This window comes from Shewanella sp. DAU305 (assembly GCF_026802235.1).
Lineage (GTDB): Bacteria > Pseudomonadota > Gammaproteobacteria > Enterobacterales > Shewanellaceae > Shewanella > Shewanella baltica.
Genome location: NZ_CP113808.1, coordinates 1,251,844 through 1,278,640 on the forward strand (window position 1 = coordinate 1,251,844; position 26,797 = coordinate 1,278,640).

The 26,797-nt window shown below is 47.1% G+C and carries 31 protein-coding genes; 17 read left to right on the top strand and 14 right to left on the bottom strand.

The features are described 5' to 3' along the window. Positions 1–205 precede the first annotated feature (205 nt). The 10 genes from OX890_RS05455 to OX890_RS05500 all read right to left on the bottom strand — a co-directional run bounded on the left by OX890_RS05455 (position 206) and on the right by OX890_RS05500 (position 7,021). Positions 206–481, bottom strand: coding sequence for an HPr family phosphocarrier protein (locus OX890_RS05455; protein ID WP_006083073.1), 276 nt, complete (start codon positions 479–481; stop codon positions 206–208). Then, on the bottom strand, positions 468–1,322 hold the full coding sequence (gene rapZ / locus OX890_RS05460; protein WP_006086075.1) for an RNase adapter RapZ: 855 nt from the start codon (positions 1,320–1,322) through the stop codon (positions 468–470). Before rapZ ends, OX890_RS05455 begins: the two co-directional genes overlap by 14 nt. Then, positions 1,319–1,762, bottom strand: coding sequence for a PTS IIA-like nitrogen regulatory protein PtsN (ptsN, locus tag OX890_RS05465; protein ID WP_006083071.1), 444 nt, complete (start codon positions 1,760–1,762; stop codon positions 1,319–1,321). Before ptsN ends, rapZ begins: the two co-directional genes overlap by 4 nt. Before the next feature lie 2 nt (positions 1,763–1,764). Continuing rightward, positions 1,765–2,052 (bottom strand): ribosome hibernation promoting factor, encoded by a 288-nt coding sequence (gene hpf / locus OX890_RS05470; RefSeq protein ID WP_006083070.1) that lies wholly within the window; start codon positions 2,050–2,052, stop codon positions 1,765–1,767. 28 nt (positions 2,053–2,080) lie between these two features. Continuing rightward, positions 2,081–3,559: an RNA polymerase factor sigma-54 gene (locus tag OX890_RS05475; RefSeq protein WP_268650220.1), complete on the bottom strand. Its 1,479-nt coding sequence runs from the start codon at positions 3,557–3,559 to the stop codon at positions 2,081–2,083. Between the two features lie 107 nt (positions 3,560–3,666). After that, the gene (gene lptB / locus OX890_RS05480) at positions 3,667–4,398 is read right to left on the bottom strand and encodes an LPS export ABC transporter ATP-binding protein (RefSeq protein ID WP_006086073.1); all 732 of its coding nucleotides are present in this window, start codon (positions 4,396–4,398) and stop codon (positions 3,667–3,669) included. After that, positions 4,395–4,949, bottom strand: a complete 555-nt coding sequence (gene lptA, locus OX890_RS05485; RefSeq protein WP_126491165.1) for a lipopolysaccharide transport periplasmic protein LptA — start codon at positions 4,947–4,949, stop codon at positions 4,395–4,397. The genes lptB and lptA overlap by 4 nt, the downstream gene beginning before the upstream one ends. Next, entirely contained in the window at positions 4,936–5,496 is a 561-nt protein-coding gene (gene lptC / locus OX890_RS05490) for an LPS export ABC transporter periplasmic protein LptC (RefSeq protein WP_006083066.1), read from the bottom strand. The genes lptA and lptC overlap by 14 nt, the downstream gene beginning before the upstream one ends. Continuing rightward, positions 5,493–6,044 carry a 3-deoxy-manno-octulosonate-8-phosphatase KdsC gene (gene kdsC / locus OX890_RS05495; protein WP_006083065.1) on the bottom strand — a complete coding sequence of 184 codons (552 nt, stop codon included), beginning with the start codon at positions 6,042–6,044 and terminating at the stop codon, positions 5,493–5,495. Before kdsC ends, lptC begins: the two co-directional genes overlap by 4 nt. After that, on the bottom strand, positions 6,044–7,021 hold the full coding sequence (locus OX890_RS05500) for a KpsF/GutQ family sugar-phosphate isomerase (protein ID WP_006086070.1): 978 nt from the start codon (positions 7,019–7,021) through the stop codon (positions 6,044–6,046). Before OX890_RS05500 ends, kdsC begins: the two co-directional genes overlap by 1 nt. Positions 7,022–7,665: 644 nt before the next feature. Between OX890_RS05500 and mlaF the strand changes: the two genes are divergently transcribed. The 7 genes from mlaF to murA are packed head-to-tail and all read left to right on the top strand — an operon-like array spanning position 7,666 to position 12,297. Then, the gene (mlaF, locus tag OX890_RS05505; RefSeq protein ID WP_063882287.1) at positions 7,666–8,484 is read left to right on the top strand and encodes a phospholipid ABC transporter ATP-binding protein MlaF; all 819 of its coding nucleotides are present in this window, start codon (positions 7,666–7,668) and stop codon (positions 8,482–8,484) included. Next, positions 8,481–9,266, top strand: a complete 786-nt coding sequence (mlaE, locus tag OX890_RS05510) for a lipid asymmetry maintenance ABC transporter permease subunit MlaE (protein ID WP_011847819.1) — start codon at positions 8,481–8,483, stop codon at positions 9,264–9,266. Before mlaF ends, mlaE begins: the two co-directional genes overlap by 4 nt. 56 nt (positions 9,267–9,322) lie before the next feature. After that, a complete protein-coding gene (mlaD, locus tag OX890_RS05515; protein WP_006083061.1) occupies positions 9,323–9,796 on the top strand; it encodes an outer membrane lipid asymmetry maintenance protein MlaD in 474 nt (157 codons plus the stop codon). 11 nt (positions 9,797–9,807) lie between these two features. Beyond that, positions 9,808–10,470, top strand: a complete 663-nt coding sequence (locus OX890_RS05520) for an MlaC/ttg2D family ABC transporter substrate-binding protein (RefSeq protein WP_107946539.1) — start codon at positions 9,808–9,810, stop codon at positions 10,468–10,470. Further along, entirely contained in the window at positions 10,467–10,751 is a 285-nt protein-coding gene (locus OX890_RS05525) for an STAS domain-containing protein (protein ID WP_006086066.1), read from the top strand. The genes OX890_RS05520 and OX890_RS05525 overlap by 4 nt, the downstream gene beginning before the upstream one ends. Before the next feature lie 19 nt (positions 10,752–10,770). Continuing rightward, positions 10,771–11,028 (top strand): BolA family protein, encoded by a 258-nt coding sequence (locus OX890_RS05530; protein ID WP_006086065.1) that lies wholly within the window; start codon positions 10,771–10,773, stop codon positions 11,026–11,028. A 9-nt stretch (positions 11,029–11,037) separates the two neighbouring features. Then, positions 11,038–12,297 carry a UDP-N-acetylglucosamine 1-carboxyvinyltransferase gene (murA, locus tag OX890_RS05535; RefSeq protein WP_006083057.1) on the top strand — a complete coding sequence of 420 codons (1,260 nt, stop codon included), beginning with the start codon at positions 11,038–11,040 and terminating at the stop codon, positions 12,295–12,297. A gap of 116 nt (positions 12,298–12,413) precedes the next feature. Here murA and degS read toward each other — a convergent pair whose 3' ends face one another. Both degS and degQ read right to left on the bottom strand, forming a co-directional pair. Next, positions 12,414–13,496: an outer membrane-stress sensor serine endopeptidase DegS gene (gene degS, locus OX890_RS05540; RefSeq protein WP_006083056.1), complete on the bottom strand. Its 1,083-nt coding sequence runs from the start codon at positions 13,494–13,496 to the stop codon at positions 12,414–12,416. 115 nt (positions 13,497–13,611) lie between these two features. Continuing rightward, positions 13,612–14,964, bottom strand: a complete 1,353-nt coding sequence (gene degQ, locus OX890_RS05545; protein ID WP_011847817.1) for a Do family serine endopeptidase DegQ — start codon at positions 14,962–14,964, stop codon at positions 13,612–13,614. Between the two features lie 413 nt (positions 14,965–15,377). On the opposite strand from degQ, the gene zapE reads away from it, so the two are divergent. The 8 genes from zapE (at position 15,378) to rlmB (ending at position 23,300) form a co-directional block, all read left to right on the top strand. Continuing rightward, entirely contained in the window at positions 15,378–16,490 is a 1,113-nt protein-coding gene (gene zapE / locus OX890_RS05550; RefSeq protein ID WP_115335535.1) for a cell division protein ZapE, read from the top strand. Between the two features lie 290 nt (positions 16,491–16,780). Further along, on the top strand, positions 16,781–17,209 hold the full coding sequence (gene rplM, locus OX890_RS05555; RefSeq protein ID WP_012088240.1) for a 50S ribosomal protein L13: 429 nt from the start codon (positions 16,781–16,783) through the stop codon (positions 17,207–17,209). 14 nt (positions 17,210–17,223) lie between these two features. Continuing rightward, positions 17,224–17,616 carry a 30S ribosomal protein S9 gene (rpsI, locus tag OX890_RS05560; protein ID WP_006083052.1) on the top strand — a complete coding sequence of 131 codons (393 nt, stop codon included), beginning with the start codon at positions 17,224–17,226 and terminating at the stop codon, positions 17,614–17,616. Between the two features lie 154 nt (positions 17,617–17,770). After that, positions 17,771–17,959, top strand: coding sequence for a DUF2065 domain-containing protein (locus OX890_RS05565; RefSeq protein WP_006083051.1), 189 nt, complete (start codon positions 17,771–17,773; stop codon positions 17,957–17,959). A 72-nt stretch (positions 17,960–18,031) separates the two neighbouring features. Further along, positions 18,032–19,327, top strand: a complete 1,296-nt coding sequence (locus OX890_RS05570) for an adenylosuccinate synthase (protein WP_006083050.1) — start codon at positions 18,032–18,034, stop codon at positions 19,325–19,327. Positions 19,328–19,439: 112 nt separating this feature from the next. Then, the gene (motX, locus tag OX890_RS05575) at positions 19,440–20,096 is read left to right on the top strand and encodes a flagellar protein MotX (protein ID WP_011847814.1); all 657 of its coding nucleotides are present in this window, start codon (positions 19,440–19,442) and stop codon (positions 20,094–20,096) included. A 39-nt stretch (positions 20,097–20,135) separates the two neighbouring features. Then, entirely contained in the window at positions 20,136–22,559 is a 2,424-nt protein-coding gene (gene rnr / locus OX890_RS05580) for a ribonuclease R (protein WP_006083048.1), read from the top strand. Further along, on the top strand, positions 22,560–23,300 hold the full coding sequence (gene rlmB / locus OX890_RS05585; RefSeq protein WP_006083047.1) for a 23S rRNA (guanosine(2251)-2'-O)-methyltransferase RlmB: 741 nt from the start codon (positions 22,560–22,562) through the stop codon (positions 23,298–23,300). Between the two features lie 145 nt (positions 23,301–23,445). Here rlmB and OX890_RS05590 read toward each other — a convergent pair whose 3' ends face one another. After that, entirely contained in the window at positions 23,446–24,888 is a 1,443-nt protein-coding gene (locus OX890_RS05590; protein WP_268650221.1) for an MFS transporter, read from the bottom strand. Between the two features lie 237 nt (positions 24,889–25,125). Beyond that, positions 25,126–25,869: a DUF481 domain-containing protein gene (locus OX890_RS05595; RefSeq protein ID WP_006083045.1), complete on the bottom strand. Its 744-nt coding sequence runs from the start codon at positions 25,867–25,869 to the stop codon at positions 25,126–25,128. Positions 25,870–26,082: 213 nt separating this feature from the next. Between OX890_RS05595 and rpsF the strand changes: the two genes are divergently transcribed. Together rpsF and priB are read left to right on the top strand one after the other, a co-directional pair. After that, on the top strand, positions 26,083–26,478 hold the full coding sequence (rpsF, locus tag OX890_RS05600; RefSeq protein ID WP_006083044.1) for a 30S ribosomal protein S6: 396 nt from the start codon (positions 26,083–26,085) through the stop codon (positions 26,476–26,478). 8 nt (positions 26,479–26,486) lie between these two features. Continuing rightward, the gene (priB, locus tag OX890_RS05605) at positions 26,487–26,792 is read left to right on the top strand and encodes a primosomal replication protein N (RefSeq protein ID WP_006083043.1); all 306 of its coding nucleotides are present in this window, start codon (positions 26,487–26,489) and stop codon (positions 26,790–26,792) included. Positions 26,793–26,797 lie beyond the last annotated feature (5 nt).

Consider the following 26,797-nt stretch of genomic DNA (forward strand, 5'->3'; position numbering starts at 1 on the left):
GCGTTTTACGCATAGATTAAGGCGGCTAAAACTAAGGTGAGTCAGCGGTAATGCTCGCTAGTGTAATCGCCTATGGTTCGTGCCGTCGAGCGACAAATGTGTCGCCAAGCTTTTGAAACGAGATGTGAACTGCACAAATAAGCAGTGCTAAATGTGAGGTGTACTAATCTGAGTGTCTGTGTGGAACGCTGAGTATGAAATGAAACTAACAGGCTTCGTCAAACTTAGCATCGATCAAGGCACAAATGGCATCCAGAGCGGGCTCAGCATCTGGACCTTCGGCGATAAGCTTAATGGTTTTACCCATGCCAGTCTCAAGCATCAATAAGCCAAGCACGCTGGCGGCCGATGCCTGTTTATCGCCTTGTATCAAGGTGATAGTCGCATCAAACTCGGATGCCAGTACCACCAACTTAGTGGCGGCACGGGCATGTAATCCCAGTTTGTTACAGATGGTGATCTGACGTTCAAGCTTTGGCATTATTGAGCTCTCGATGACGGGCATAAACTTTATGTTTACCGTTACTAAAGCGTTTAGCCAATTGCTCTGCGACGTAAACCGATCTGTGTTGCCCACCCGTGCAGCCAATCGCCACAGTTAAATAACTGCGATTGTTGCGCTCGAGATGTGGCAGCCAAGTTTCCAGTAAATTTTCGATTTGCCAGATGAACTTATTCACGAGTGGTTGACGATTTAAGAACTCAGCCACGGGCTCATCTAAGCCTGTCAATGGACGCAGCGCCAGTTCCCAGTGTGGGTTAGGCAGAAAGCGTACATCAAACATAAAGTCGGCTTCGGTTGGCATACCGTGCTTAAAGCCAAAGGACTCGAAGTTAATCACTAACTCTTTATCGACGCTGCCGAGCAGAATTTGTCTCACTTGATCGCTTAAATCATAGATATTCAGATTCGACGTATCTATGTAGTGATCGACCAGTTTTGACATAGGCTCGAGCAGTTTCCCTTCCAGCTTTATCGCTTCTTGCAAAGAGACTTGGCTCTTCGACAAAGGATGCAAACGGCGGGTCTCGCTGTAACGCTTAAGCAGAATTTTATCGCTGGAATTGAGGAAGAAGCTGGTTAACTCAGTATCAGGAGGCAGGCTCGCTAGTTGCTTCACTAAGACTTTATCCTGCTCAGGCAAGTTACGCACGTCGACACTGATGGCGACGAGATCGTTACTGCCTTTGAGTTGCTCAAGCAAAGTGCCGATTAAGGGCAAGGGAAGGTTATCGACACAATAATAGCCGAGATCTTCGAGTACCCTTAGGGCGACAGATTTGCCTGAGCCTGAGCGGCCCGACACTATGACCAGTTTCATCCAGTGATTACCTGATAGAGTTCCGTTTCATCATGCGTCTTGCGTAATTGCTTTAATATTTGCTTGTCGCTCAGCTTTTCGGCCATGCAAGACAAGGTACTTAAGTGCTGCTGACATTGGTCTGCAGGCACCAGTAGTGCAAATAAAATATCAACAGGTTGCTTATCGATAGCATCGAATGCTATCGGCTCTTCACACTTAATGAGTATGGCAATGGGCTGATCTATATCGGCTAGTCGACCATGTGGAATGGCGATGCCGTTACCTATACCTGTGCTCCCCATCTTTTCGCGCGCCACTAGGCTTTCGAATATCTCTTGAGATGAGAGGGTCGGGTACTGGGCAGCGACTAAGTCGCTGATGAGTTCCAGTACCTTTTTCTTGCTGCCCGGAGTGGCGCAGGTAGTGCACTCCGGCCGCAGTATGGTACAAAGTTCCATTATTAGTGTTTTGTTAACTTCTCTTTGTGTTTAATAACCTGACGATCAAGCTTGTCAATCAGGGCGTCTATAGCGGCATACATGTCAGCATGCTCTGAAGTAGCAAAAACTTCACCACCGATAAGATTTATTCTCGCTTCGGCAATCTGTTGCATTTTCTCGACATTGAGCACAACGTGCACATTATTGATCTGTTCGAAATGGCGTTCAAGTTTTGAAAACTTTTCTTCTACATATGCACGTAACGATTCGGTAATTTCGACATGGTGTCCACTCAGGTTTATTTGCATAGAAACGTCCTCCGATATCCACTGTAGGTTATAAACTTTTACGCTGATTAGAAGGCGGAATGAGCATAGCCTCTCGGTACTTCGCAATGGTTCTGCGGGCTACGTTGATCCCTTGTTCTGCCAGAAGTTGTGCCATCTTACTGTCGCTCAATGGTTTTTTCTGGTTTTCCGCTGCAACCAGTTTCTTAATGAAGGCTCTGATTGCTGTGGATGAGCACTCCCCACCATCGTCAGTACCGACGTGGCTAGAGAAGAAGTATTTTAGTTCAAAAAGTCCCTTAGGGGTATGCATGTATTTCTGTGTCGTCACCCGTGAGATGGTCGACTCATGCATTTCTACCGCTTCGGCAATATCGTTCAGCACCATAGGTTTCATGGCTTCTTCACCGTATTCAAAGAAACCTTGCTGATATTGGACGATACAGTTCGCAACTTTAAGTAAAGTGTCGTTACGGCTTTCTAGGCTTTTGATAAACCATTTAGCCTCTTGCAGATGACCACGAATAAATTGGCTATCGGCTTGGCTTTTAGTGCTGCGCGCCATCGAGGCATAATGTTGGTTTACATTGATTTTTGGCATGCAGTCAGGATTAAGCTCGACCACCCAGCGGCCATTTTTTTTCGACACTGACACATCCGGGATGACGTATTCGTCATCGTTGGGCGTAATCAATAAACCTGGGCGGGGATTGAGGGTTTGGATAAGCGCTATGCCGTCCCTTAATTCATCCTCTTTTAATTTAGTCTTACGCATCAACAACCTAAAGTCGCGGGCGGCGATCAGATCTAAATGATCTTTGATCAGCATGCGGGCGTTTTCTAGGTTGGGCGTGTCAGCGGCGAAATGCGACAGTTGGATCAACAGGCATTCACTTAAATCGCGGGCGGCAACACCAATGGGATCAAAATGTTGAATGCGCTTGAGTACGGCTTCGACTTCGTCGAGCTCGACCTCCGAATTGCCCATGGCTTCGAGGATTTCGTCAGTGCTTTGGGTGAGATAGCCTTGATCGTCGATGGCATCAATAATGGCGGTGGCAATGGCTAAATCGGTTTCAGAAAACGGCGTGAGGTTTTTTTGCCATTCTAAGTGTTCATACAAGCCTTCAATGGTCTCACCTTGGAAGGGCATATCGTCTTCACGACTGCCGCCGGGGCCAGAATTGGGAGAGGCGGTGAACACTTCATCCCATGTGGTGTCCATGGGGAGTTCGTCGGGCATGGACTCTTTCGTGAGCGACTCTGCCGTATCTATGGTGGAGCTGTCTTTTTCTGGCGGCAGGGTGCTTGATTCACTGAAATCCGTATCGGATAGCGTTTGGTTTACAGGGTCTTTAGTGGCGTCGAATTGATCCTCTTCCAGCTCGAGAAGGGGATTAGAATCTAAGGCTTGCTGGATCTCTTGCTGCAGTTCTAATGACGACAGTTGCAACAGACGTATGGCCTGTTGTAATTGTGGCGTCATGGTTAACTGTTGACCCAGTTTGAGCTGGAGTGACGCTTTCATGTTACCGCTGATCCCTACGTTATTATTGTTGGATGAGGTCGCTTGTTATCATCTTGAGTGGAGTCCAATGGTGGCATAAATTACCTGCATTGGCTCCGGTTGATTAACTATAGCCTGAATTGTTCACCTAAGTACACAGCCCTAACTTGCTGATTGTCTAAGATCTCTGCGGGTGTTCCTTCGGCAATCAAGTTTCCGTGACTCACGATATAGGCATGTTCACACACATCTAATGTCTCACGGACATTGTGGTCTGTGATCAACACGCCAAGGCCACGACTTTTGAGCTGTTCGATAATCTTTTTAATGTCGATAACCGAAATCGGATCGACACCAGCAAAGGGTTCATCGAGCAAAATGAACTTAGGATTTGCTGCTAACGCCCGCGCAATTTCGACACGGCGACGTTCACCGCCCGACAATGACATGCCTTGGCTGTCACGGATGTGGGTGATGTGGAACTCTTCAAGCAGATGTTCTAGCTCTTCTTCCCTTTGCTCTTTTTTTAATTCTTTACGCGTTTGCAGCACGGCCATGATGTTGTCATGGACGGTCAGTTTACGGAAGATACTGGCTTCCTGCGGCAAGTAACCTATACCTTTGCGGGCACGCAGGTGCATAGGATCTGCGGTTAAATCATCATCGTCGATAAAGATGTGGCCTTTATCGCTCTTAACCAGACCGACGACCATGTAAAAGGTGGTAGTTTTACCCGCGCCGTTCGGGCCGAGTAGGCCAACGACCTGACCGGTTTTTACCGTCAGACTAACGTCTTTAACCACTTGGCGACTCTTGTAACTCTTCGCCAGATTTTGTGCTCTTAGGGTGATTTGGGTCATTTAGAGTCCTGCTTTTTCACAGGTTTTTCTGCTGGCGCGTCTGGTTTGGCATCATCTTGATAGCTTTCTGGCTGAATGATAGTGATCACGCGATCGTCGCCACTGCCGGTACTCTCGGCAATCAATTTTTGCTGGATGATGTTGTAGCGGATTAAATTACCCGTCACTTGGCTGCCCGCTTGATCTAACGAGGCTAAACCTTTAAGTGTCAGGGTGCGGCTCGCCATATCGTAACGAATTTCTTTCGCGCTCGCCGAGGCTGGACGGCCATCGTCTAACACTTGGCTGTACGTCGCAGGGTTGCCAGTGGCCACTAAAATTTTGCTATTTTCACCTTCGGCAGAAAATGCACGCAGTTGATCTGCATGGATTTTAATCGAACCTTGGGTGACTTCAACCGGACCAAAGAAGATGATCTGGTTGTTTTTGATATCTGCCGTTTGGCTCACAGCCTTGATTTTGACTTCCTGTTTCAGGTCGTCGACTTTAGCAAAGGCGCTCATGCTCATTATTAGCATTAGGCTGGCAAGTAATACGTTATTTTGCTTCATATGTTCCTACTACCTGACTGGTCAATTGCACTTCTTGCGCGTTGAGGTCGGCATAAAGGCCTTGGCCTTGAATATTAAAATCTTTCCCTGTGACGTAAATGGTGCGGTCAGAGGTCATTATCATCGTATTGAGATCGAGTTCCAGATAACTGGTGGACAAGGTCTGGATCGGTTCTTCTGGGCTAATGGCATCAATAATAACATTGTTTTCTAATACAACCTTGCCCGTTTCCTTGTTTAGCTTGCCCTGATCTGCTCTGAGTTGCCATTGTGCTTTACCTTGGTCTGGATAAACAAGATAAACAGGTTGAGTAAAGTAAGTTTGATTCGTTGAATCATAATGTTCCATGTGTTTCGCCGTCACACGGCTATTGACTAGCCCTTGTTCATTGAACTCAACACTGCGCAGATCTTCAACGATGAAATCTGGGGTATTTTGATCTTTTACTCTGTTATCGGTATCACCGCTGTGTTTGTTCTGCACTTGCCAATAAAGCACTAATGCCGTTCCAAAAAAAGCGATAATCGCGAGTGTCACACGACTCATATACTCATTCCATGGGCCGAAGTGAATTTATTTTGACTGAGTAGCAATAGATCTGTGAGTTCACGCAAGGCACCGTGGCCGCCATTGAGCGTAGTCACAAAGTGGGCGTGCTGACGAACATAGGGATGACCATCGGCTACGCTGACTGCTAAACCGACGACATTCATCACTGGCAGATCGACAATATCATCACCGATATAAGCCACTTCTTCTGGGGTAACACCATAGAGTGCGAGCAATGCTTCATAGGGCTCGAACTTATTGTCTACGCCTTGATAAATATGAGTTACGCCGAGCGCCGTCATACGGTTTTCAACGATTTTGGATTGACGTCCAGTGATAACCGCAAGATTAAAACCGCTGGTGAGTATCGAGCGCACGCCATAGCCGTCGCGGGTGTGGAAGGCTTTTAGCTCTTCGCCGCTATTGCTTAGGTAAATACGACCATCGGAAAACACCCCGTCGACGTCACAGATCAACAGTTTAATCTTTTGCGCGCGTTGCCACACATCATCACTGATTGGGCCGTAAAATCCTTGCTGTGGCATTAAATGACTCCTGCTTTAACCATGTCTAGCATGTTAAGAGCGCCGATTGGATGGCGGTCTTTATCTATAACAATTAATCCGTTGATGTTTTTTGAGTCCATCACTTGCAGCGCTTGGGCGGCCAACACACCGTCGGTGATGGTCACGCAGTTACGGGTCATCACATCGGCGATGGGCGTAGTGCGTAGATTTACTTCGGCATCGATAACGCGGCGTAAATCACCATCGGTGAAGATACCAACCAGCTTGCGCTGATCATCGATAATCGCCGTCATGCCTAAGCCTTTTTTGGAGATTTCGTACAGGGCTTCTGTGATGCAAATATCGTGGTTAACGAGCGGTAAGTCATCACCGCTATGCATGACATCGCAGACTTTTAACAATAACTTGCGTCCTAAAGCACCGCCAGGATGGGACATAGCAAAGTCATCACGGGTAAAGCCTTTCGCTTGTAGCAGCGCAATGGCAATCGCATCGCCCATCACTAAGGTCGCTGTGGTGCTCGACGTTGGCGCGAGTCCAAGTGGGCAAGCCTCTTCTGGGACTTCAATACATAAATGTACTTTAGATAAGCGCGCCATATTCGATTCGGGTTTGCCTGTTACCGCGATAACGGGCACGCCCATACGTTGGATGACGGGCATTAAGGTGAGGATTTCGCTCGACTCACCGGAATTTGAAATCGCTAAAATCACATCGTTATCGGCTAATACACCGAGATCGCCGTGGCTGGCTTCACCCGGATGCACAAAAAATGCGGGCGTTCCTGTGCTAGCGAGGGTGGCAGAAATCTTATTGCCGATATGGCCCGACTTGCCCATTCCCATGACAATCACTTTGCCTGTGCAGTTAAGGATCAACTCGCAAGCTTCTGCAAATTCAGCCGAATCAACATATTGATAAAGATTGTCTAGGGCTGACTTTTCAATGTCGATAACTTTACAGCCCCATTGGCGCAGTTGTGATTTGTCTACCATGTCTATCTCTCTTTTTGCATTGTCTTTGTCGCCCCATTGATGGGATTGGAATAGCACAATTTGGTACGCGATAAAGATGATATGTAATAGGCTTTCTGCCAAGTTTTAGTTTGTTTTCAGACGATTTAGCTTATGTCTTGTTGTGGTGAATTCCCTAAAGCAACAAAACAATTGCGGCAGGCTAGAGCGATTGATCCGACTCGTCAAGTTCAGCTGCGGCAGCTATTCATGCACAATAACCTGTTTAGCGGCCGAAGGTCTTGAGCAATATCATCGTCTTTGTCGTTTATTTCAATGCATTTATCCCGTATCGCGGCGGGTATTACCGCACGGGATGCCTCTATTTCACACTCGTATATCGACTCATTGCACCTAAAATTGGACGAAGAGCGAGCTAAGTGCGAACGAATTAGCCAATATCGCCAATTCTGCAACTAGGTTGAAAACATTAAGTAACATTTTACCTGTGCAGAGTGAAAACTTAGGGCGCATTTTCGCTGTAAATGAGGCAAATTGAAAGTATCGCAGGGCGATAGTGTCGATTCGGTTGTAGGTTAAAGCGCAATTACGTACAATTTGCGGCTCTTCGATTGGTCAGTCTAGGAAGACTAGGATCACCTCTTTTGCAAATGTCGGAATCAAGCATGACTCAAGAACAAACGCCGTTGGTTGAGATCCGTAATTTGGGGTTTAGCCGCGGTCAGCGTGTGATATATGAAGATATTAGCCTGTCCATTCCAAGGGGCAAGGTGACGGCGATCATGGGGCCGAGCGGCATAGGCAAAACGACCCTGTTAAAGTTGATCGGCGGCCAATTAACGCCTGACCACGGACAAGTGCTATTTGATGGCCACGATATCCATGGCGTGAGTCGCAATGAATTATTTAGTCTGCGTAAGCGGATGAGCATGCTGTTTCAAAGCGGCGCGCTGTTTACCGACATTAATGTGTTCGATAACGTGGCCTTTGCGCTGCGCGAACATTCAGGTCTGCCAGAAGACATTATTCGCACTATCGTGCTGATGAAGCTTGAAGCCGTAGGTTTACGTGGTGCCGCTCAGATGATGCCAAGTGAGTTATCCGGTGGTATGCAACGCCGCGCGGCATTGGCCAGAGCCATCGCGCTTGAGCCTGAAATGGTGATGTACGATGAACCTTTTGCCGGCCAAGATCCTATCTCTATGGGCGTGTTAGTGAAGCTTATTCGTGAGTTATCCGATGCGCTGAATCTGACCTCTATTGTGGTGTCCCACGATGTAGATGAAGTCCTCGGTATTGCCGATTATGTCTATGTGGTGGCCGATAAAAAAGTCATCGCCCATGGCACGCCAGAAGAATTGAAGTACGCCGACAATCCGCAGCTGAAACAGTTTATTCAAGGCGCACCGGATGGCCCTGTACCGTTCCATTATCCGGCGAATGATTACCAACAAGAATTAATGGCAAAAGGAGTTGGCAAGTGAAGTTAATAGACAGTATTGCCAACTTAGGCCGCAGCGCGATTGAGTTAGTGCTCGGTTTTGGCCGCGCAGGGCTCATGTTGTGGGGGGCGATTTTTCGTTGGCCACGCGTGCGCAAAGGCTTTCCATTGTTAGTGCGCCAGATTTATGTAGTCGGCGTGCAATCTATGGTGATTATTTTAGTATCAGGGCTCTTTATCGGCATGGTGTTGGCGCTGCAAGGCTACAACATCTTAGTTGGCTTCGGCACCGAAGAAAGCTTAGGCCCTATGGTGGCGCTCAGTTTACTGCGTGAGTTAGGGCCCGTGGTTACCGCACTTTTGTTTGCGGGACGTGCGGGTTCAGCCTTAACCGCTGAAATTGGTTTAATGAAAAGTACTGAGCAGCTCTCGAGTTTAGAGATGATGGCTATCGACCCATTAAGGCAGATTATTGCACCACGCTTTTGGGCTGGGGTGATCAGTATGCCATTGCTGGCGTTAATGTTTACCGCTGTGGGTATTTACGGTGGTCACATAGTAGGCGTGGAATGGAAGGGTATCGACAGCGGGGCGTTTTGGTCGATTCTGCAGGCGTCGGTCGAATGGCGTCAGGACATAGTTAACTGCTTGATCAAGAGTGGTGTGTTTGCCGTAGTGGTGACTTGGATTGCGTTATATCGCGGTTATCAAGTGATCCCAAATCCGGAAGGCATCAGCCGTGCAACGACTCAGACTGTGGTTCAGTCGAGCCTCGCTGTATTGGCATTAGATTTTTTACTGACAGCCCTGATGTTTGGCCGCTAACGGAACACTGCGGATTTCGACACAGGTAAGATGGATTAACAGAGTGGTAGCTGAACATGTTGACACGAAAAATTGAATTATTAGTGGGTGTGTTTCTTTTAACGGGATTGGCCGCTTTTTTGGTCTTGGTCTTTAACGTCGCCAATATTGAAGTTAAAAGCAGCGATAGCACTTATACCATAAAAGCCAATTTCACCAATATTGGTGGCTTGAAGGTACGTTCGCCCGTTAAGGTCGGCGGTGTTGTGGTTGGCCGCGTCAGTGGCATTGATTTAGATCCCGTTAAGTTAGTGGCTGTGGTCACTTTAGTGATGGATAAGCGTTACGATAAATTCCCTGAAACCAGTAGTTTAGCAATTTTGACTTCGGGTTTATTGGGCGAGCAATTCTTGGGGTTAACACCGGGTTTTGTCGACGATGATGTCAGTATGCTCAAAGATGGCGACAAGATTGATGACACGCGCTCGGCATTAGTGTTGGAGGAACTGATTGGTCAGTTCTTATATAGTATGGGTTCGAAGGATAAATAGGGGTTACCGCTATGTTTAAAAACTTATCTCGTTTTTTACTGCCGTTAGTGATGGTTTTAGGGGCAACGAGCGCTGTCGCCGCCGATGTGGTGGTCGACACTAAGGACCCGTATGCCATGGTGAAAGCCGTTGCTAATAAAACCTTCGATCGTTTTCATAAAGATAAAGCGTTAATCGATGCTGACTCAGATCATTTAAAGGTGATCGTTCGTGAAGAGCTGATGCCTTATATTGATTATAAATACGCTTCTTACAAAGTCTTAGGCCAATATCTTAAGGATTCAACCGAAGATCAGCGTAATCGTTTCGTCGATGCCTTTGAAGGTTATTTAGTGTCGACCTATGCCCAAGCTTTTACTGAATACACCAATCAAAAAGTGGAATTTTCACCTGGGGTTGATTTCAGCAAAGAGAAAATGGTCGATGTGAACGTGCAGATCATCGAAGCCGGCCGGCCGCCAATCAAATTGCTGTTTAAGGCGCGCCGTTTGAAAGATGACTCATGGAAGGCATTCGACTTAGTTGCCGAAGGTGTGAGCTTACTGTCTTCTAAGCAGTCTGAAATCTCGAATCTGATTCGCCAGCAGGGTATCGATCCTGTGATTAAGATGCTCGAAGATCGCACTAAAGAAAAAGTGACGATCAAGGCTAAATCAGGGAAGTCGCAGTCGTGATTGAATTTGTGCAACAAGGCACAGTTTGTCATCTCAAAGGGCGCATAACCCAAGCCGATGTCATTACACTTTGGCCACAGCGGCAACAACTGCTGGGCGAGTCTACTCAGATATTGTCTTTATCTGGGCTTGAATACAGTGATAGCGCTGGCATGGCATTTTTGCTGGCGTTAGTGCGTGAACATGGCAGTCAACTTGAATTGAGTTCTGCCTCACCACAACTTAAAAAACTCATCGATTTATATGATTTACATGCCTTCTTTACCGAAGAAGCGCATTGAGAATAGGGTAATAGATTTCATGGAATGCAGCTTAATCGAACAGATTTTACGTGATGCGTTAGGGCTTGAAGAAGTTCACGCTAGCTCGGATGGTAGCCATTATAAAGTGATCGCCGTAGGCGAATGCTTCGATGGTATGAGCCGAGTCAAACAGCAACAAGCCATTTATGCACCGTTGACAGCACACATTGCCAGCGGTGAATTACATGCATTAACGATCAAAACTTTCACGCCGACTCAATGGAAACGCGAAAAAGTTTTCAACATGCCTAGCTAGTGAGGAAAAGTGGATAAACTAACAATTCAGGCAAGCCCCCCGCTTGCCGGTGATGTGATCATTTCAGGTGCTAAAAATGCGGCTCTGCCTATTCTGATGGCAGGCGTATTGGCCGAAACCGATTTTGTGGTTTCTAACGTGCCGAATCTTCGCGATGTGACTACTAGCTGTAAATTATTACGCTGCCTCGGTGCTGAAGTGACTGAGCTTGGCGACGGACAGATCCGCATTTCAACCACTAATCTGAATGAGTTTTGCGCTCCCTACGATCTCGTGAAAACCATGCGCGCGTCTATCTTGATCTTAGGGCCGTTATTGGCGCGTTATGGTACCGCAGACGTGTCATTGCCAGGCGGCTGTGCCATTGGCGCAAGACCGGTGAACTTACACTTACATGGCCTCGAAATGATGGGTGCCAAGATTGAAGTGAAAGAAGGCTATATTAAAGCCCGTGTTGATGGTCGTCTTAAAGGCGCACACATTTTCATGGACATGGTGAGTGTCGGTGCAACCGAAAACTTGCTGATGGCTGCGGCGTTAGCCGATGGCGAAACCGTTATTGAAAACGCGGCGCGCGAACCTGAAGTGATCGATTTGGCCAATTGCTTGATTGCTATGGGTGCAAAAATCACCGGCGTAGGCAGTGCAACCTTGCGTATTCAAGGGGTTGAGCGTTTACAGGGCTGTAATTACCGCGTGATGCCAGATCGTATCGAGACCGGTTCCTTCCTGGTCGCTGCTGCGGTAACTCGTGGGCGTATTCGTTGCCTAAAAGCCGATCCTGCATCACTTGAGTCAGTTATCGCTAAGCTTGAAGATGCGGGCGCTAAGATTACGACGGGCGAAGATTGGATTGAGCTCGATATGCAAGGTAAGCGTCCAAAGGCGGTCAATATCAAGACGGCACCTTATCCCGGTTTTCCAACGGATATGCAGGCGCAGTTTTGTGTGCTCAACGCTTTAGCGCAAGGTACGGCAACCATTACCGAGACCATCTTCGAAAACCGCTTTATGCACGTGCCAGAGCTTATTCGTATGGGCGCAACCATGGAGCTTGAAGGTAATACCTGCATTATCCAAGGGATTGAATCCTTAAGTGGTGCACAGGTGATGGCGACGGATTTACGTGCGTCAGCGAGTCTAGTGATTGCGGGTTTAGTGGCCGATGGCAAGACGATCGTCGATCGTATCTATCACTTAGACCGTGGTTATGAACATATTGAGAATAAATTCCAAGGTTTAGGCGCGCAGGTTGTGCGTACTCAGTAACGAGTTATTGAGTTAGGCCTGAGAGATTAAAATCTCGACCCAATAAAAAAAACCAGCTTAAAAGCTGGTTTTTTGTTGTCTGCGTTTTAGTGTGCTACGCAATGAGGGGCGTCGTTCTAGTTATCGACCACAACCTTCTCATCGATAATCACAGGTAACTCCTGTTGTTTCCCTTGGCGTATCACAGTCATCATTACTTTCTTACCCGGTGTGGTTTCCGCGATGCGGTCCATCAGCATTTCAACGCCTGGCACATCTTCACCATCGTATTTAATAATTACATCCCTTGGCATTAAGAGGGCACGCGCCGCTGGGCCATTAGGATCGACACCTGTAACAAGCACACCTTTTAGGTCGGGTAGATTAAGGATCTGCGCCACCACAGGGTTAATTGGCTCGCCAGAAATCCCTAAGGCACCACGGATCACGCGGCCATTCTTAATCAACTTACCCATAATGCTGTGGGCCAATTTAATCGGGATAGCGAAGTTAATCCCATGGCCGCCGCCTTCTTCACCCACTTGGAATGCTGCGGTATTAATACCGATAAGGCTGCCGTTAGTGTCAATGAGGGCGCCGCCAGAGTTACCGGCATTAATCGCCGCATCGGTTTGCAAAAAGTCTAAGTAACCAGAACTTAAACCGTTACGACCTGTGGCACTGATGATGCCTTGGGTAATGGTTTGGCCTAAATTGTAGGGATTACCAATGGCGAGCACGACATCACCGACTTGAGGTGGACTGTCGAGGTTAACGGGGACAATCGGTAAGTTATCGCCTTCAATCTTGAGTACCGATAAATCGGTTTCTGGATCGAAGCCAACCACTTCAGAGGTAAATTTGCGTCCATCTTGCAGGGCGACAACAATTTCGTCGGCCTTTTTAATGACATGATAATTCGTAAGAATATAGCCTTCTTTGCTCATTATCACCCCAGAACCTAGGCCCTGTAGCGAACCCGAGTTAAGTGGGCGGTTCTGATCTATGCTGAGGCTATAAATGTTAACAACCGCAGGGGCTGCGCGGCGGACCGCCTTGGCAAAGGAGAGCTCGACTGTGTTGTTGGCTCGGGTTTGTAGCAGGCTATTACCGAGGGATTGGTTATCGAAATAACGGGTTACCAATAAAAACATGGCCGCCATGATAAGACCGAAAAGGGTGGCTTTACCGAGATATAATAGTGTGTCTTTTATCGTCATGGCAGGATGGATCTTGAAAAAGGTGAGTTAGATTAACATGTTTAATCTATGTAAGCATAGGGAACCTAAGCTCCCTATGCTTATGTGTGGCAGAAAAAATGACCTATTTAGTCGATTAACGTAGGACTAAATACAACATGCTCTTATCACGCATGATCTTCAGTGCCACCGCACCTTCTTGATCTTTTAGCTGTGCTTTAAGTGCCTTAAGATCTTTAATTGCAGTACGGTTAATACCGACAATCACATCTCCTTTTTGTAAGCCACTCATTGCCGCTGGTGAACCTTGGGCGACATCGGTAATTTCAATGCCCTTAGATGTGTTTTCTAAGGATGCACCTTGCAACATAGGATGCACGGCGCCAGCCGCAGATTCACTGGTTTGGCTTGCTTCACCTAAGGTCACCTTAACGGTTTTCTTATCACCGTCACGGATGAGTCCTAACTCAACCTTAGCACCCGCCCCCATAGTGGCGACTTTGGCTCGCAGTTCTTGGAAGGACTTAATACCACGGCCATCGACGCTGATAATGATATCACCCGCTTTAATACCGGCTTTTTCGGCGGCACTGTCTTTGGCTACTTCATTCACGAAGCCGCCGTGTTGGGTGTCTAAACCAAAGCCTTGGGCGAGTTGGCTATCAAGATCGCGTCCCGAAATACCCAGTACTCCGCGGCGTACTTCACCGTGTTCGGCAATTTGCGCGACCAAGTTTTTCACCATATTGGCTGGGATCGCAAAGCCGATACCAACGTTACCACCGCCCGGCGCTACGATTGCGGTGTTAATCCCAATCAATTCCCCGTTTAAGTTAACGAGTGCACCACCCGAGTTACCACTGTTAATCGCGGCATCGGTTTGAATAAAGTTTTCCAGCATTTCTATGCCTAAACCGCTACGGCCTAAAGCACTGACAATACCTGAAGTCACGGTTTGCCCTAAACCGAAGGGGTTACCAATGGCAACGGCAAAGTCACCAACACGTAAGTCGTCAGAGTTTGATGACTTGATTGCGACAAGATTTTTTGCCTCAATTTGCAGCAATGCAATATCCGATTCTGAGTCAGTACCAATGAGTTTGGCCTTTACTTCACGACCGTCATGTAGACCAACTTGAATATCATCAGCACCATCAATCACGTGGTTATTGGTAACGATATAGCCCTTTTCGGCATCAATAATAACGCCTGAGCCTAAGCCTCTAAAAGGACGTTCCTGCACTTGCTCCTGTGGCGCATTGGGGCCAAAGAAGTAACGGAAAACATCAGGCACTCTTTGTTTTGAAACATGAGTCCCCGTAACGGCTACGGACACAACAGCAGGTGTCGTACGCTCAAGCATGGGCGCAAGACTTGGAATGGATTGTCCCTCAACCGTCTGTGGAATGGCGGCCTGTGAGACGACAGGCATCATAGTCAGGGTCGCGGCTAACATTGCGGCTGAAAGTACAGATAATTTTGTTTTCATCTATTCATAACTCCAAATAAGGGTTGAACGATCTGGATGTAATGCATCAGCTATTGTGCGAGTGCCAGATCAAATCTGTATCGGTACCGGCTATTTGCCTAGGTAACCATTCGGACACGCACCTAATTGAAAAAGTTCATCATATTAACAAATGTTAATTTTTTTGAGCCTATTTTATCGGCTGTTTCATACTCGTTGCTGAGTGGAAAACTGTGGGCAAGATACTCATTTTTCAAGCCCTGATATCAGCAAATTTTGCCGATTAAAATGACCTACAGCATAGAGGTTTATTCGCCGTTTGTATGCTGTTTAGCGTTGAGGCAAAAGTCGTATTCAGCATTAATATATCCTGCGCCACATTGGCCGTGCTAATATCATCGCAGTTTTAATAAAGGACATAAGAGAATTAAAAAGTGCCTCAGTTAAGCCCTTGGCAGCATTATCAAAAAGATCTTACCCGTGACGGTTTTTCCCATGATCCGGCCCAAGAAATTGCGGTCAAAGCATTACAACGTGTCTATGAAGACTTAACGGCGGCGGAAGAGCCGAGTTCTATCGTAGGGAAATTGTTTAGTGCATTAGGCTTAAAATCGGCGCCTGCTTCACCTAAAGGCCTGTATCTTTGGGGCGGTGTGGGGCGCGGTAAAACCTATCTGATGGATACTTTTTTTGATGCCTTGCCTGGCGATCAAAAGCTGCGGGCTCACTTCCATCGTTTCATGCATCAGCTACATTTAGATTTAGATGAGCTGAAAGGCGTGCGCGATCCCTTGCTGGTGATTGCGAAAAAGATGGCCGCGAAATATCGCGTTATCTGTTTTGATGAATTCTTTGTCTCCGATATTACCGATGCCATGTTGTTAGGTACGCTGTTTCAAGCGCTATTTAAAGAAGGCGTTGTGCTGGTCGCTACGTCTAACATCATCCCCGATGACTTATATAAAAATGGCTTACAGCGGGCACGTTTCTTACCCGCGATAGCCTTAATTAATCAACATTGTGAAGTACTCAATGTGGATTCTGGTATCGATTATCGACTGCGCACCCTTGAGCAAGCGGAGATTTATCATCATCCGTTAGATGCACAAGCCGATGCCAATCTTATGCGTTATTTTAGCCAGTTAGCGCCTGAGTCTGAGGTGCTTACCGCCGACATCGAAATCGAAGGTCGTAGTATCAGTATTCGTCAGCAGGCGCAGGGCGTATTGTTGGCCGATTTTAGAGCGCTCTGTGATGGTCCGCGAAGTCAGCGTGACTACATGGAATTGGCGCGGATTTACCATACTGTGCTGGTCAGCGGCATTGAGCAAATGGGCGCATTTTTGACCGGTGATGATATCGCCAGACGATTTTTAGCTATGGTTGATGAGTTTTACGAGCGCAATGTAAAGCTTATCGTATCGGCCCAAGTGCCACTCGAAGACATCTACGCCGATGGCTTGCTTAACTTCGAATTTAGACGTTGTCGCTCGCGTCTTATTGAGATGCAATCCCACGATTATTTGAAAACAGAGCACCTGCCTTAACCCTGCGGCGCAAGAGTTTTGCTTTAACTCCCGTGTTAAATCGCCAGTGGCTTGTTAATCCTTAGGATGACAAGCCAGATTGGTCGATATTTTATAATTTTTATCAAAATATCAGGTGATTTTTAACTCAGCTTTGTCTATACTCCGCCACCTGCCCACGTTACTCCGCCAATTGGGCGGAAGTTGTAAGCCGAAGTCAGTGCTCGAAGGGGTACTAAAAGGCAATTTTGTGTTGTTTGCAAATGCAGGCAGCATGTGAGACAGAAAATTAACTTTGGGTTTTTGTAATAATGAAGACTTTTACTGCTACACCAGAAACCGTAACTCGTGACTGGTTCGTCGTTGATGCAGACGGCAAAACTTTAGGTCGTATCGCTACTGAAATCGCTATCCGTTTACGCGGTAAGCATAAGCCAGAATACACTCCACATGTTGATACCGGTGATTACATCATCGTTGTTAATGCTGAAAAAGTGACTGTTACTGGTAACAAAGCGAAAGGCAAAACGTACTACTCGCATTCAGGCTTCCCTGGTGGCATTAAGCAAATCAGCTTTGAAAAGCTGCAAGCGCAAAAGCCAGAAATGATCATCGAGAAAGCAGTTAAGGGTATGTTACCAAAAGGTCCTCTGGGCCGTGCCATGTTCCGTAAACTGAAAGTTTACGCTGGCGCAGAACATAACCACACTGCACAACAACCTCAAGTTCTTGATATCTAAACGGGATTAAGCAAATGGCTGCAACTCAGTACTACGGCACTGGCCGTCGCAAAACCTCTACAGCTCGCGTTTTCGCTAAAGCAGGTAGTGGCAACATCGTTGTAAATCAACGTCCTTTGGATCAGTATTTTGGTCGTGAAACTGCTCGTATGGTTGTTCGTCAACCTTTAGAGTTAGTTGAAATGACTGACAAGCTGGACATCTATGTAACTGTTAAAGGCGGTGGTATCACTGGCCAAGCAGGCGCAATCCGTCACGGTATTACCCGTGCTCTGATGCAATTAGATGAAGCACTGCGTCCATCACTACGTTCTGCTGGTTTCGTTACCCGTGACGCTCGTAAAGTTGAGCGTAAGAAAGTGGGTCTACGTAAAGCACGTCGTAAGCCACAATTCTCTAAGCGTTAATTCGTTTTTGGAATATCAAAAAACCCAGCCTATGCTGGGTTTTTTATTGGCTAAAATTTATGGTACTGGCGAATTCATTTAAAGAAGAGACTCTGTTGTTGGAGTGGGCTGATATACAATCAATGTGTATTGAACGACTGAGTTTGAGGTGCGCATGACTTTTCAAGTTTTTATGCTGGCAGTAGCACTTGTATTACTTTTAGAGGGAGTCGGACCCTTACTCTTTCCGAACAAGTGGCGTCGTTATTTAAATGAGCTCTCCCATCAAAATCAGCAGGTTATCCAGCGACTTGGTGGCGCGTTAGTCACGGCAGGCGTGGTGATCTTGGTGATTTTTGCGTAAAAAACAGCCTGCTTGCCCTTGCTTACTAAGATCTGTTAAAATTCTTTTTTAACCGCAACCTTGCAGCAAATAATGGGCAAAAACGTAGTTGTTCTCGGCACCCAATGGGGTGACGAAGGAAAAGGTAAGATTGTCGACCTTCTAACAGAACAGGCAAAATATGTAGTTCGCTATCAAGGCGGCCACAATGCTGGTCATACCTTGGTTATCGATGGTGATAAAACCGTTCTTCATCTGATCCCATCGGGTATCCTGCGCGATAATGTGAAATGCATTATTGGCAACGGTGTGGTGCTTGCACCTGACGCCCTGATGAAAGAGATCAACATGCTGAAAGATCGTGGTGTTCCTGTTGAGGAACGTCTGTTGATCTCTGAAGCGTGTCCGCTGATCCTACCATTCCATTGCGCCTTAGATATCGCCCGTGAAAAAGCACGTGGCAATAAAGCTATTGGTACAACTGGCCGCGGTATCGGACCTGCGTATGAAGACAAGATCTCCCGTCGCGGTCTGCGAGTAGGTGACTTGTTCAATGCTGAACTGTTTGCTGAAAAGCTGAAAGAAGTTATGAAATACCATAACTTTATGCTGACAGAGTACTATCAAGTCGAAGCTGTTGATTACGAGCAAACACTAGCAGATGCTTTGGCTATGGCCGATTATCTGAAGAGCATGTGTGTTGACGTGACTGAACTGTTGGATACTGCGCGTAAAGCCGGTGAGCCAATCCTGTTCGAAGGCGCTCAAGGTACATTACTCGACATCGACCACGGAACTTATCCTTTTGTAACCTCTTCAAATACCACTGCCGGTGGTGTTGCGACGGGTTCAGGTTTTGGTCCACGTCACTTAGACTATGTCTTAGGTATCATGAAGGCTTACACCACTCGCGTGGGTGCAGGTCCATTCCCAACTGAACTATTGTGTGAAGTTGGTGATCATTTAGGTACTAAAGGTCATGAGTTTGGTGCGACAACGGGTCGTAAGCGTCGTCCAGGTTGGTTGGATGCTGTGGCAATGCGCCGCGCAGTTCAAATCAACAGTGTGAGTGGCTTCTGCTTGACTAAGTTAGATGTACTTGATGGTCTGAAAGAAGTGAAGATTTGTGTGGGTTATCAGAATCCTGATGGCACTATCTCTAAAGTGACCCCGCTTGCGGCTGAAGGTTATGAACTGGTTACGCCTGTTTATGAAACTATGCCAGGTTGGAGCGAGTCGACTTTTGGCGCGACATCCATTGAGCAACTGCCACCGGCAGCGATCAATTATATCAAGCGTCTTGAAGAGCTATTAGAAACACCAATCGACATTATCTCTACTGGTCCTGACCGTAACGAAACCATGATTTTGGTTAATCCGTTCAATTAAGACCTTTTAAGGCCGTGTTTCACGGCCTTTTTCTCTGCTTCTTTATGCCTTTCTCTGTTTAATTCTGCGGTTAGAAATTCAGCTCAAGCTCAAGAAATAGGTTATACTGCCGATGCAAGTATTCACCCTATTGTCATTGAGAGTCGTTATGCTACGTACAGCACTAGTTGCGCTACTGCCCTTAGTATCTTCAATGTGCTTTGCTGAAACGCAGGCGGTGGATATTTATAGCCAAGATCAATTGCTTGATTTGATCCGTAGCGATCAATATTTAGCAAAAGTGAAGCGTGATGATTGCCAGTTAGTCCAAGACATTGAGGCGCGAGCCCAGGTCTTAAAACAGCCTTTATATCAATTCCTGTGGGGCGAAATGCTCAATTATGGAACCTGTGTAAAGGCAAACCCTGTGAAGGGCATTGCTTTGTTACGTGACTCGGCCGAACAAGGTAGCTCAGAAGCGATGTTAAAGCTTGCCGAGTATTATCAGAGTGGGAAATTTGTCATCCGCAATAAAGACAGAGCAGTGCATTATTTACTGCCTGCGGCTGCAAGTGGTGATTTACCCGCTCGTATGATGTTAGTGCGTTTATTCGGTGAAGGTTATGGTAGTCCTAGGGATTACGAGATGGCCTATCACTGGTTATATAACGATGTATTTGCGGACGAGGCGACGAAGAAAAAAGCCTTGTCTTTACTGCAGGTGTTAGCAGCTAAAATGCCCCCCAGTGCAGTGGCGCGGGCCCAGCAAGAACAGTTGCGAACCCGTTAAGTGGTCTCTTAATCTAGAGACACATTATTTGGATATTGAATGATCAAAGACCCTCATTTTGAGCGTGAACAGGATAAGTACGAAAACCCTATCCCAAGCCGTGAGTATATTATCGATTACTTACGTTCTCAGAAATCACCTATCACTCGTGACAGTATTGCCGCGGCGTTAAACATCCAAGAGGAAGAACAACTTGAGGCCCTGCGCCGTCGCCTTCGTGCGATGGAACGCGATGGCGAACTCGTGTTCACCCGTGGGCAGAGCTATGGCTTGCCCGAGAAAATGGATCTTATCCCCGGCACTGTACTCGGACACAGAGAAGGCTTCGGCTTTTTCAAACCCGATGAAGGCGGTGATGACTTATTTATTTCGAACCGCGATATGCTGATGTATTTCCACGGTGATAAAGTGCTCGCGCAAAAAGCGGGCACAGATCGTCGTGGTCGCCGCGAAGCGCGTTTGGTGCGTTTGATCCAGCCGCGCAGTGCCGCGATTGTTGGCCGTTATCATGTTGATAGCGGTATGGCATTTGTCATTGCCGATGATAAGCGTATAACCCAAGAAATCTTAGTCGCGAATGAAGACCGCAACGGCGCCCGTCAAGGCGATGTGGTTGTGGTTGAATTAACGCGTCGCCCAGGTCGTTTTGTTAAGGCTGCGGGTAAAGTGACTGAAGTGCTTGGTAAGCAAATGGCGCCGGGGATGGAAATCGAAATCGCCCTGCGTAACTATGACTTACCCCATACTTGGTCACCAGTGATCGAGAAGAAACTGCGCCGAATTCCCGATGAAGTGACCGACGCCGATAAAGTCGGCCGTGTAGATTTACGTCATCTGCCATTAGTGACTATCGACGGCGAAGACGCCCGCGATTTTGACGATGCCGTGTATGCGGAGAAAAAAGCCGGTGGCGGCTGGCGTTTATGGGTTGCGATTGCTGACGTTAGTTATTATGTTCGCACCGATTCGGCCTTAGATACCGAAGCGCGTGCCCGTGGTAACTCAGTGTATTTCCCATCACAAGTGATCCCTATGCTGCCGGAGAAAATCTCCAATGGCCTATGTTCACTTAATCCTCACGTCGACCGTTTATGTATGGTCGCCGAGATGACTGTGTCTGCCAAAGGCAAGTTGTCGGGTTATAAGTTTTATCCGGCTGTGATGTATTCCCATGCCCGTTTCACTTATACCCAAGTGGCGGAGATGTTAGAAGGCGGCCCGATTGCGCCTGAGCATGAAGCCTTGTTCCCGCATCTGCAGTGTTTACAGTCATTGTATTTAGCGCTAGATGAGCAAAGAGCTGAGCGTGGTGCGATTGCGTTTGAAACCATGGAAACGCAGTTCATTTTCAATGAGCAGCGCAAGATTGATAAAATCGTGCCGCGTGGCCGTAATCAAGCACATAAAATCATTGAAGAATGCATGATTTTAGCCAACGTTTCTGCAGCTAAATTTGTGAAGAAACACAAAGGCGACGTGCTGTACCGAGTGCATGAAGCGCCATCTGAGCAAAAGTTGGCGAACTTTAAAGAGTTCCTTGCTGAGCGTGGTTTGACTATGCCTGGCGGACTTGAGCCAACGCCGTCTGATTACCAGAACGTGATGCTGCAAATTGCCGACCGTCCCGATGCTGAACTTATCCAAGTGATGTTGCTGCGCTCTATGCGTCAGGCCATTTACACTCCAGATAATGAAGGTCACTTCGGTCTAGCCTTAGAAGAGTATGCGCATTTTACCTCGCCGATTCGCCGTTATCCGGATTTAGTCTTACATAGAGTTATCCGTTATTTACTGGCGAAGGAAAGAGGCGAAGCCACAGAAAAGTGGACGCAGGATGGTGGCTACCACTATCAACTCGATGAACTCGACCAATTGGGCGAAGAGTGTTCGACTACAGAACGGCGTGCCGATGAAGCGACTCGTGATGTTAGCGATTGGCTCAAGTGCGAGTTTATGCAAGATCACGTCGGCGATACCTTCGAAGCTGTGATTGCCTCAGTGACGAGCTTTGGTTTGTTCGTGCGCTTAAATGAGCTGTTTATCGATGGCTTAGTGCATATCTCAAGCCTAGGTAGCGATTACTACCAATTCGACCCTATGCGTCAACGCCTTATCGGTGAGCATACAGGCCAAGTCTATCAAGTGGGCGATCCTGTGACGGTTAAGGTCGCTGCAGTTAACTTAGATGACAGACAGATTGATTTAGTCATGCTGGGCGATGACGGCAAAGGTGGCAAGCGTAAAGCATCTGCCAGCCGTGATAAGCCGATGACTGCCCGTGAGCGTGTTAATCGCGAAGGTGCTAAGCAAGGCAAAGCGGGTAAAACCGCAACTCCTAGCACTAAGGCTGAAGCTGGCAAAGCCAAACCTAAGGCTAAAGCGGGCACTAAAGCGAAAAAGACAGCAGTAAAAGATCCGGCTAAAAAGCCAAAAGCCGCTAAGCGGAGCACGAGAAAGAAATAAATGAAAAAACAAGATATTATTTTTGGGATCCACGCAGTTGAAGCCCTGTTAAAACACAGCCCTGAGCGCATTATCGAGTTATGGCTCTTACAAGGCCGTGACGATGAGCGCTTAACTGTGCTGGCCAATCAGGCCAAAGCCTTTGGCACTACGATTCAAGTCGCTTCTCGTAAAGCCTTGGATGACAAAGCGGAAAGCAGCCAACATCAAGGCATAGTCGCGCGCGTTAAAGCGGCGAAAGTGTTGAATGAGCAAGATCTAGATGTGCTGCTTGCCAACACTGAGCAACCATTTCTGCTGATTTTGGATGGCGTGACGGATCCCCATAACTTAGGCGCTTGCCTACGTAATGCCGATGCGGCAGGCGTGCAAGGTATTATCGTGCCTAAAGACAACTCAGTCGGCTTAACTGCGACTGTGAGTAAAGTGGCATGTGGCGCGGCGGAAACTGTGCCTTTATTCCAAGTGACTAATCTTGCGCGCACTATGCGTCACCTGCAGGATAAAGGTGTATGGATTGTGGGTACGGCGGGCGAGGCAGATTGCGAGCTTTATCAAGCCGATCTTAAAGGGCCACTGGCGATTGCCATGGGTGCGGAAGATAAAGGTTTACGCCGTTTAAGCCGTGAGTCTTGCGATTCACTGATCTCTATCCCTATGGCCGGAAGTGTGTCTAGCTTGAACGTATCGGTTGCGACCGGTATTTGCTTATTTGAAGCTGTGCGTCAGCGTCGTAGCTAATATGCTCAGGCTTGCCTGATTTCGCACATGCGGTATCAGGCTTGCAGTAACGACTTGTTGTAGTACTATTTGTTGTAGTTAGCATTAGCAGTAATAAAAGACCGATTAACTTTAAACAGTTAATCGGTCTTTTTTGTTGGCCTTTTTATGTCAGTGCTTTGTCTAGGTTAACCTGATGGCTATCAGCTTCATCCGTTTGAACGGCTTCTGGCTCTGCTTGTTCGATATCGAAACTGAAGGTGAGTTGTTCCTCATCACTGTCATTTGCGTCGATAATATCGTCATCGACGCCATCAGCCCCTAAATCATGCTCAGATTCATCTAGGTTAGCACTGGGCGTCATATGCTCTTGAATCGATTCAACATCAACCCTTGGGTCAAGCGCCGCCGCCAGTGGTGAAGAGACTAAGTCGCCCGTCGCCATTATGTAATCTTGGGTGACATTGGTTTCGACTTTTTGCTGTGAATGCACGTAACGTAAACGCACAAACAGGATCAAGGTACAGGCAGACATAAAGCCATATAACATGCTGTTGCCAAGCCATTGCATCAACGTAGAGGCGATCAGTGGACCGATACTGGCGCCTAAGCCGAAGGTTAATAATATTGTTGCTGATAAGCCGACTCGCTCATTTTGCTCTACTCGAGAGTTGGCAAGCGCTGTGGCAAGCGGATAGAAGGTGAAGCCTAAAATACCAAATAGGAAAGTCATCACCAGTGAAATCACCGGATGATAGGGGGTTAAGGCGATAGCTAAGGCTAAGATACCGAGCAATATACAGTTGATACGGATAAGGCGACTGCGGGACATAATGTCGGACAGTTTCCCCATAGGCCATTGTGCCAGTAACCCCGCTAAAATCGTTGCAGTCATATAAGTGGCGACTTTTTCAGGCGGCAAACCTAAGTTACTAGCATAGGCGGGCGCGAGACCATAAAACGAACCCACTATCATGCTACCAATCGCGATGGTTGTGAGTGCCTGCGGCGCTTTTTTCCAGTAATGGGCAATTTTGAGTGGAGCTGGGACCAAAGGCGCAGGGTGAAGACGACGAGTGAGTGAAATCGGTACGATACAGAGTGAGAAACAAATCGCGATCAGCAGTAATGGCTCAAGGCCTAATTCGGGGAAGATGCTGATTGCGCCTTGGCCCAAAATCAAACCGAAGTAAGATACGATCATATAACTCGCGAACACTGTGCCCCTTTGGTTACTTTCGGCTTGTTCGTTAAGCCAACTTTCGAGCACCATGTATTGGCACATCATTCCCATGCCGACAACGAGCCTGAGGAGCAGCCAAACTGCTAGCTCATCCACGAGTGCATGACCCAATGCAGATGCGGCGACTATGCCTGCACTGGCTACGAAGGCGCGGATATGACCCACTTGGGCGATAAGTCTATGACCAATCTTAGAGCCCGCCACAAGGCCAACATAATAGGCCGACATCATGCCACCTATCCATATCTGTGGCACATTCATCACCGAGAGCCTGAGCCCAAGGTAAGTAGTGAGCAAACCGCCGGCCAGTACCATTAACAAGGTGGTGCTATATAAAGAGGCAAAAGTGCGCAGCGGATTAGTCATATACAACTCCGAAAACACAAACAAGATTGATAATAAACCGTGAGTATATCAGGGGTTGGTGTTTATGTTGTGTTGCAAATTGTTGGTAAATCTTGATTAATTGCGCATTTCTGCTCGAAAAATCCTTAGATTATGTCGAAGTGACTTGAGAGGGGGCGGAGGAACTTTAACATTGACGCCAGCCGAAGATGACATTGGCGTCGTGTTCTTGTATTGCTTCGGACTATCTAAAAGCGGTTATCTAAAGGTATAAAGTAAGTTGAAGGTGGTGATGGTATCTGTCTGCTGGCTACCTTCAGGTACCACTTCAGTATATTTGATGTTCATGCCGATTTTAAAAGCCCAATCTTGGAACACCAGATTCTTGTAGTTCATGTCTAAGGTGAGGGTATTGTTGTTCTCGCCCATTTCCGCAGTTAAATCGGCATTGAGACTGCTGTATTCCTGCAGTTTTTGAGAAAACTTTGCCGCGGTACGCAGAATGACATCTTTCTCAGCATCAGGATTGGGAATATCGACAGATTCGGCCGGTAAGTTATATCGATAACCGGGGCCGACTTCGAGACTGAGTTTGGTCTTGTAGCTACTGATGGCATTAAAACCGTAACCACTCGAAATAGTTGATATTTGCGTGTAACTACCGAATTGATCCCAGGTAAAATCACCGCGTCCGAAGATATAACCCTTAGTGAGTTTATAGTTCGACTGGAGTTGGAGTTCGTATTTTTCGGAAGTCGTCTTGCTTTTTTCTGAGGCAAAGTAGGCTTTGAGCGTGGCTTCTTGCTTGGTTTGCTTAGTGTCGTAAATCAGTTGGGTTCGACCGTTAAAACTGCTGGATTCGGTATTGCCTGTATTCAGTTGCAAACCCGCTTCGATTTCTGCGGTAAAATCGCTGGGCGGTTCCTGATAATCAGGTGGAACAAGCGCAAGCGCAGGAAATGAAAGGGAAAATAAAAAGATTGGCGCAATAACTTTTAGCATTATGTTTTATTCTTGGTTAGCTGATGTCAGACGTCCGAATATAGATGAAGCGCCATCATACCTGTATTGATTGGCGAGGCAAAGTTATTGCTTGAGTTTCTGGCTTGCTTTCTGTACTATCTCGCGCTCAAATCAGTCACTATTTTTCGTTCCTTGCCTCCATTTGGTTTGACTGAGCCAATACCGAGGCTACATAACCGTAAGGAGCAATAAATGCGTCATTACGAAATCGTATTTATGGTTCACCCAGATCAAAGTGAACAAGTACCAGGTATGATTGAGCGTTACACAGGTGTTATCACCGAAGCTAACGGCACAATCCACCGTTTAGAAGATTGGGGCCGTCGTCAACTGGCTTACCCAATCCTTGATCTGCATAAAGCTCACTACGTTCTGATGAACGTTGAAGCTAAAGCAGAGACGATTGAAGAGCTAGAAACAGCTTTCCGTTTCAACGACGCAGTTCTGCGTAACATGGTAATGCGTACTAAAGTTGCCGTTACTGAAGCATCTCCAATGGCTAAAGCTAGAGATGAGCGCGATTCACGTCGTGGCCCAGCTGGCGAACGCTCATACGATGAAGCTCACGCTGAAGAAATCGCTGAGTAAGGTAATCTGTGACCACCAATAACTTGGTGTTGTCAGGAACGATAACTCGTTCAAGACGCTTTAAAAGCCCAGCAGGTATTGCACACAGTGTGATAATGTTGGAACACAAATCGCAGCGTTATGAAGCAGATATGCTCCGCAACGTCTACGTACAAATTCAAGTGATATTGAGTGGCCCACGCTTTGAAAGCGTCGCAGAAGATCTGAAAGCAGGTGTGGAAGTACAAGTGCAAGGCTTTATGACGCTTCAACAGGGGCGCAATGGTCAAAACCGCTTAGTTATCCATGCCGAAAATGTCGAATTGAAAACTTAGGAGAC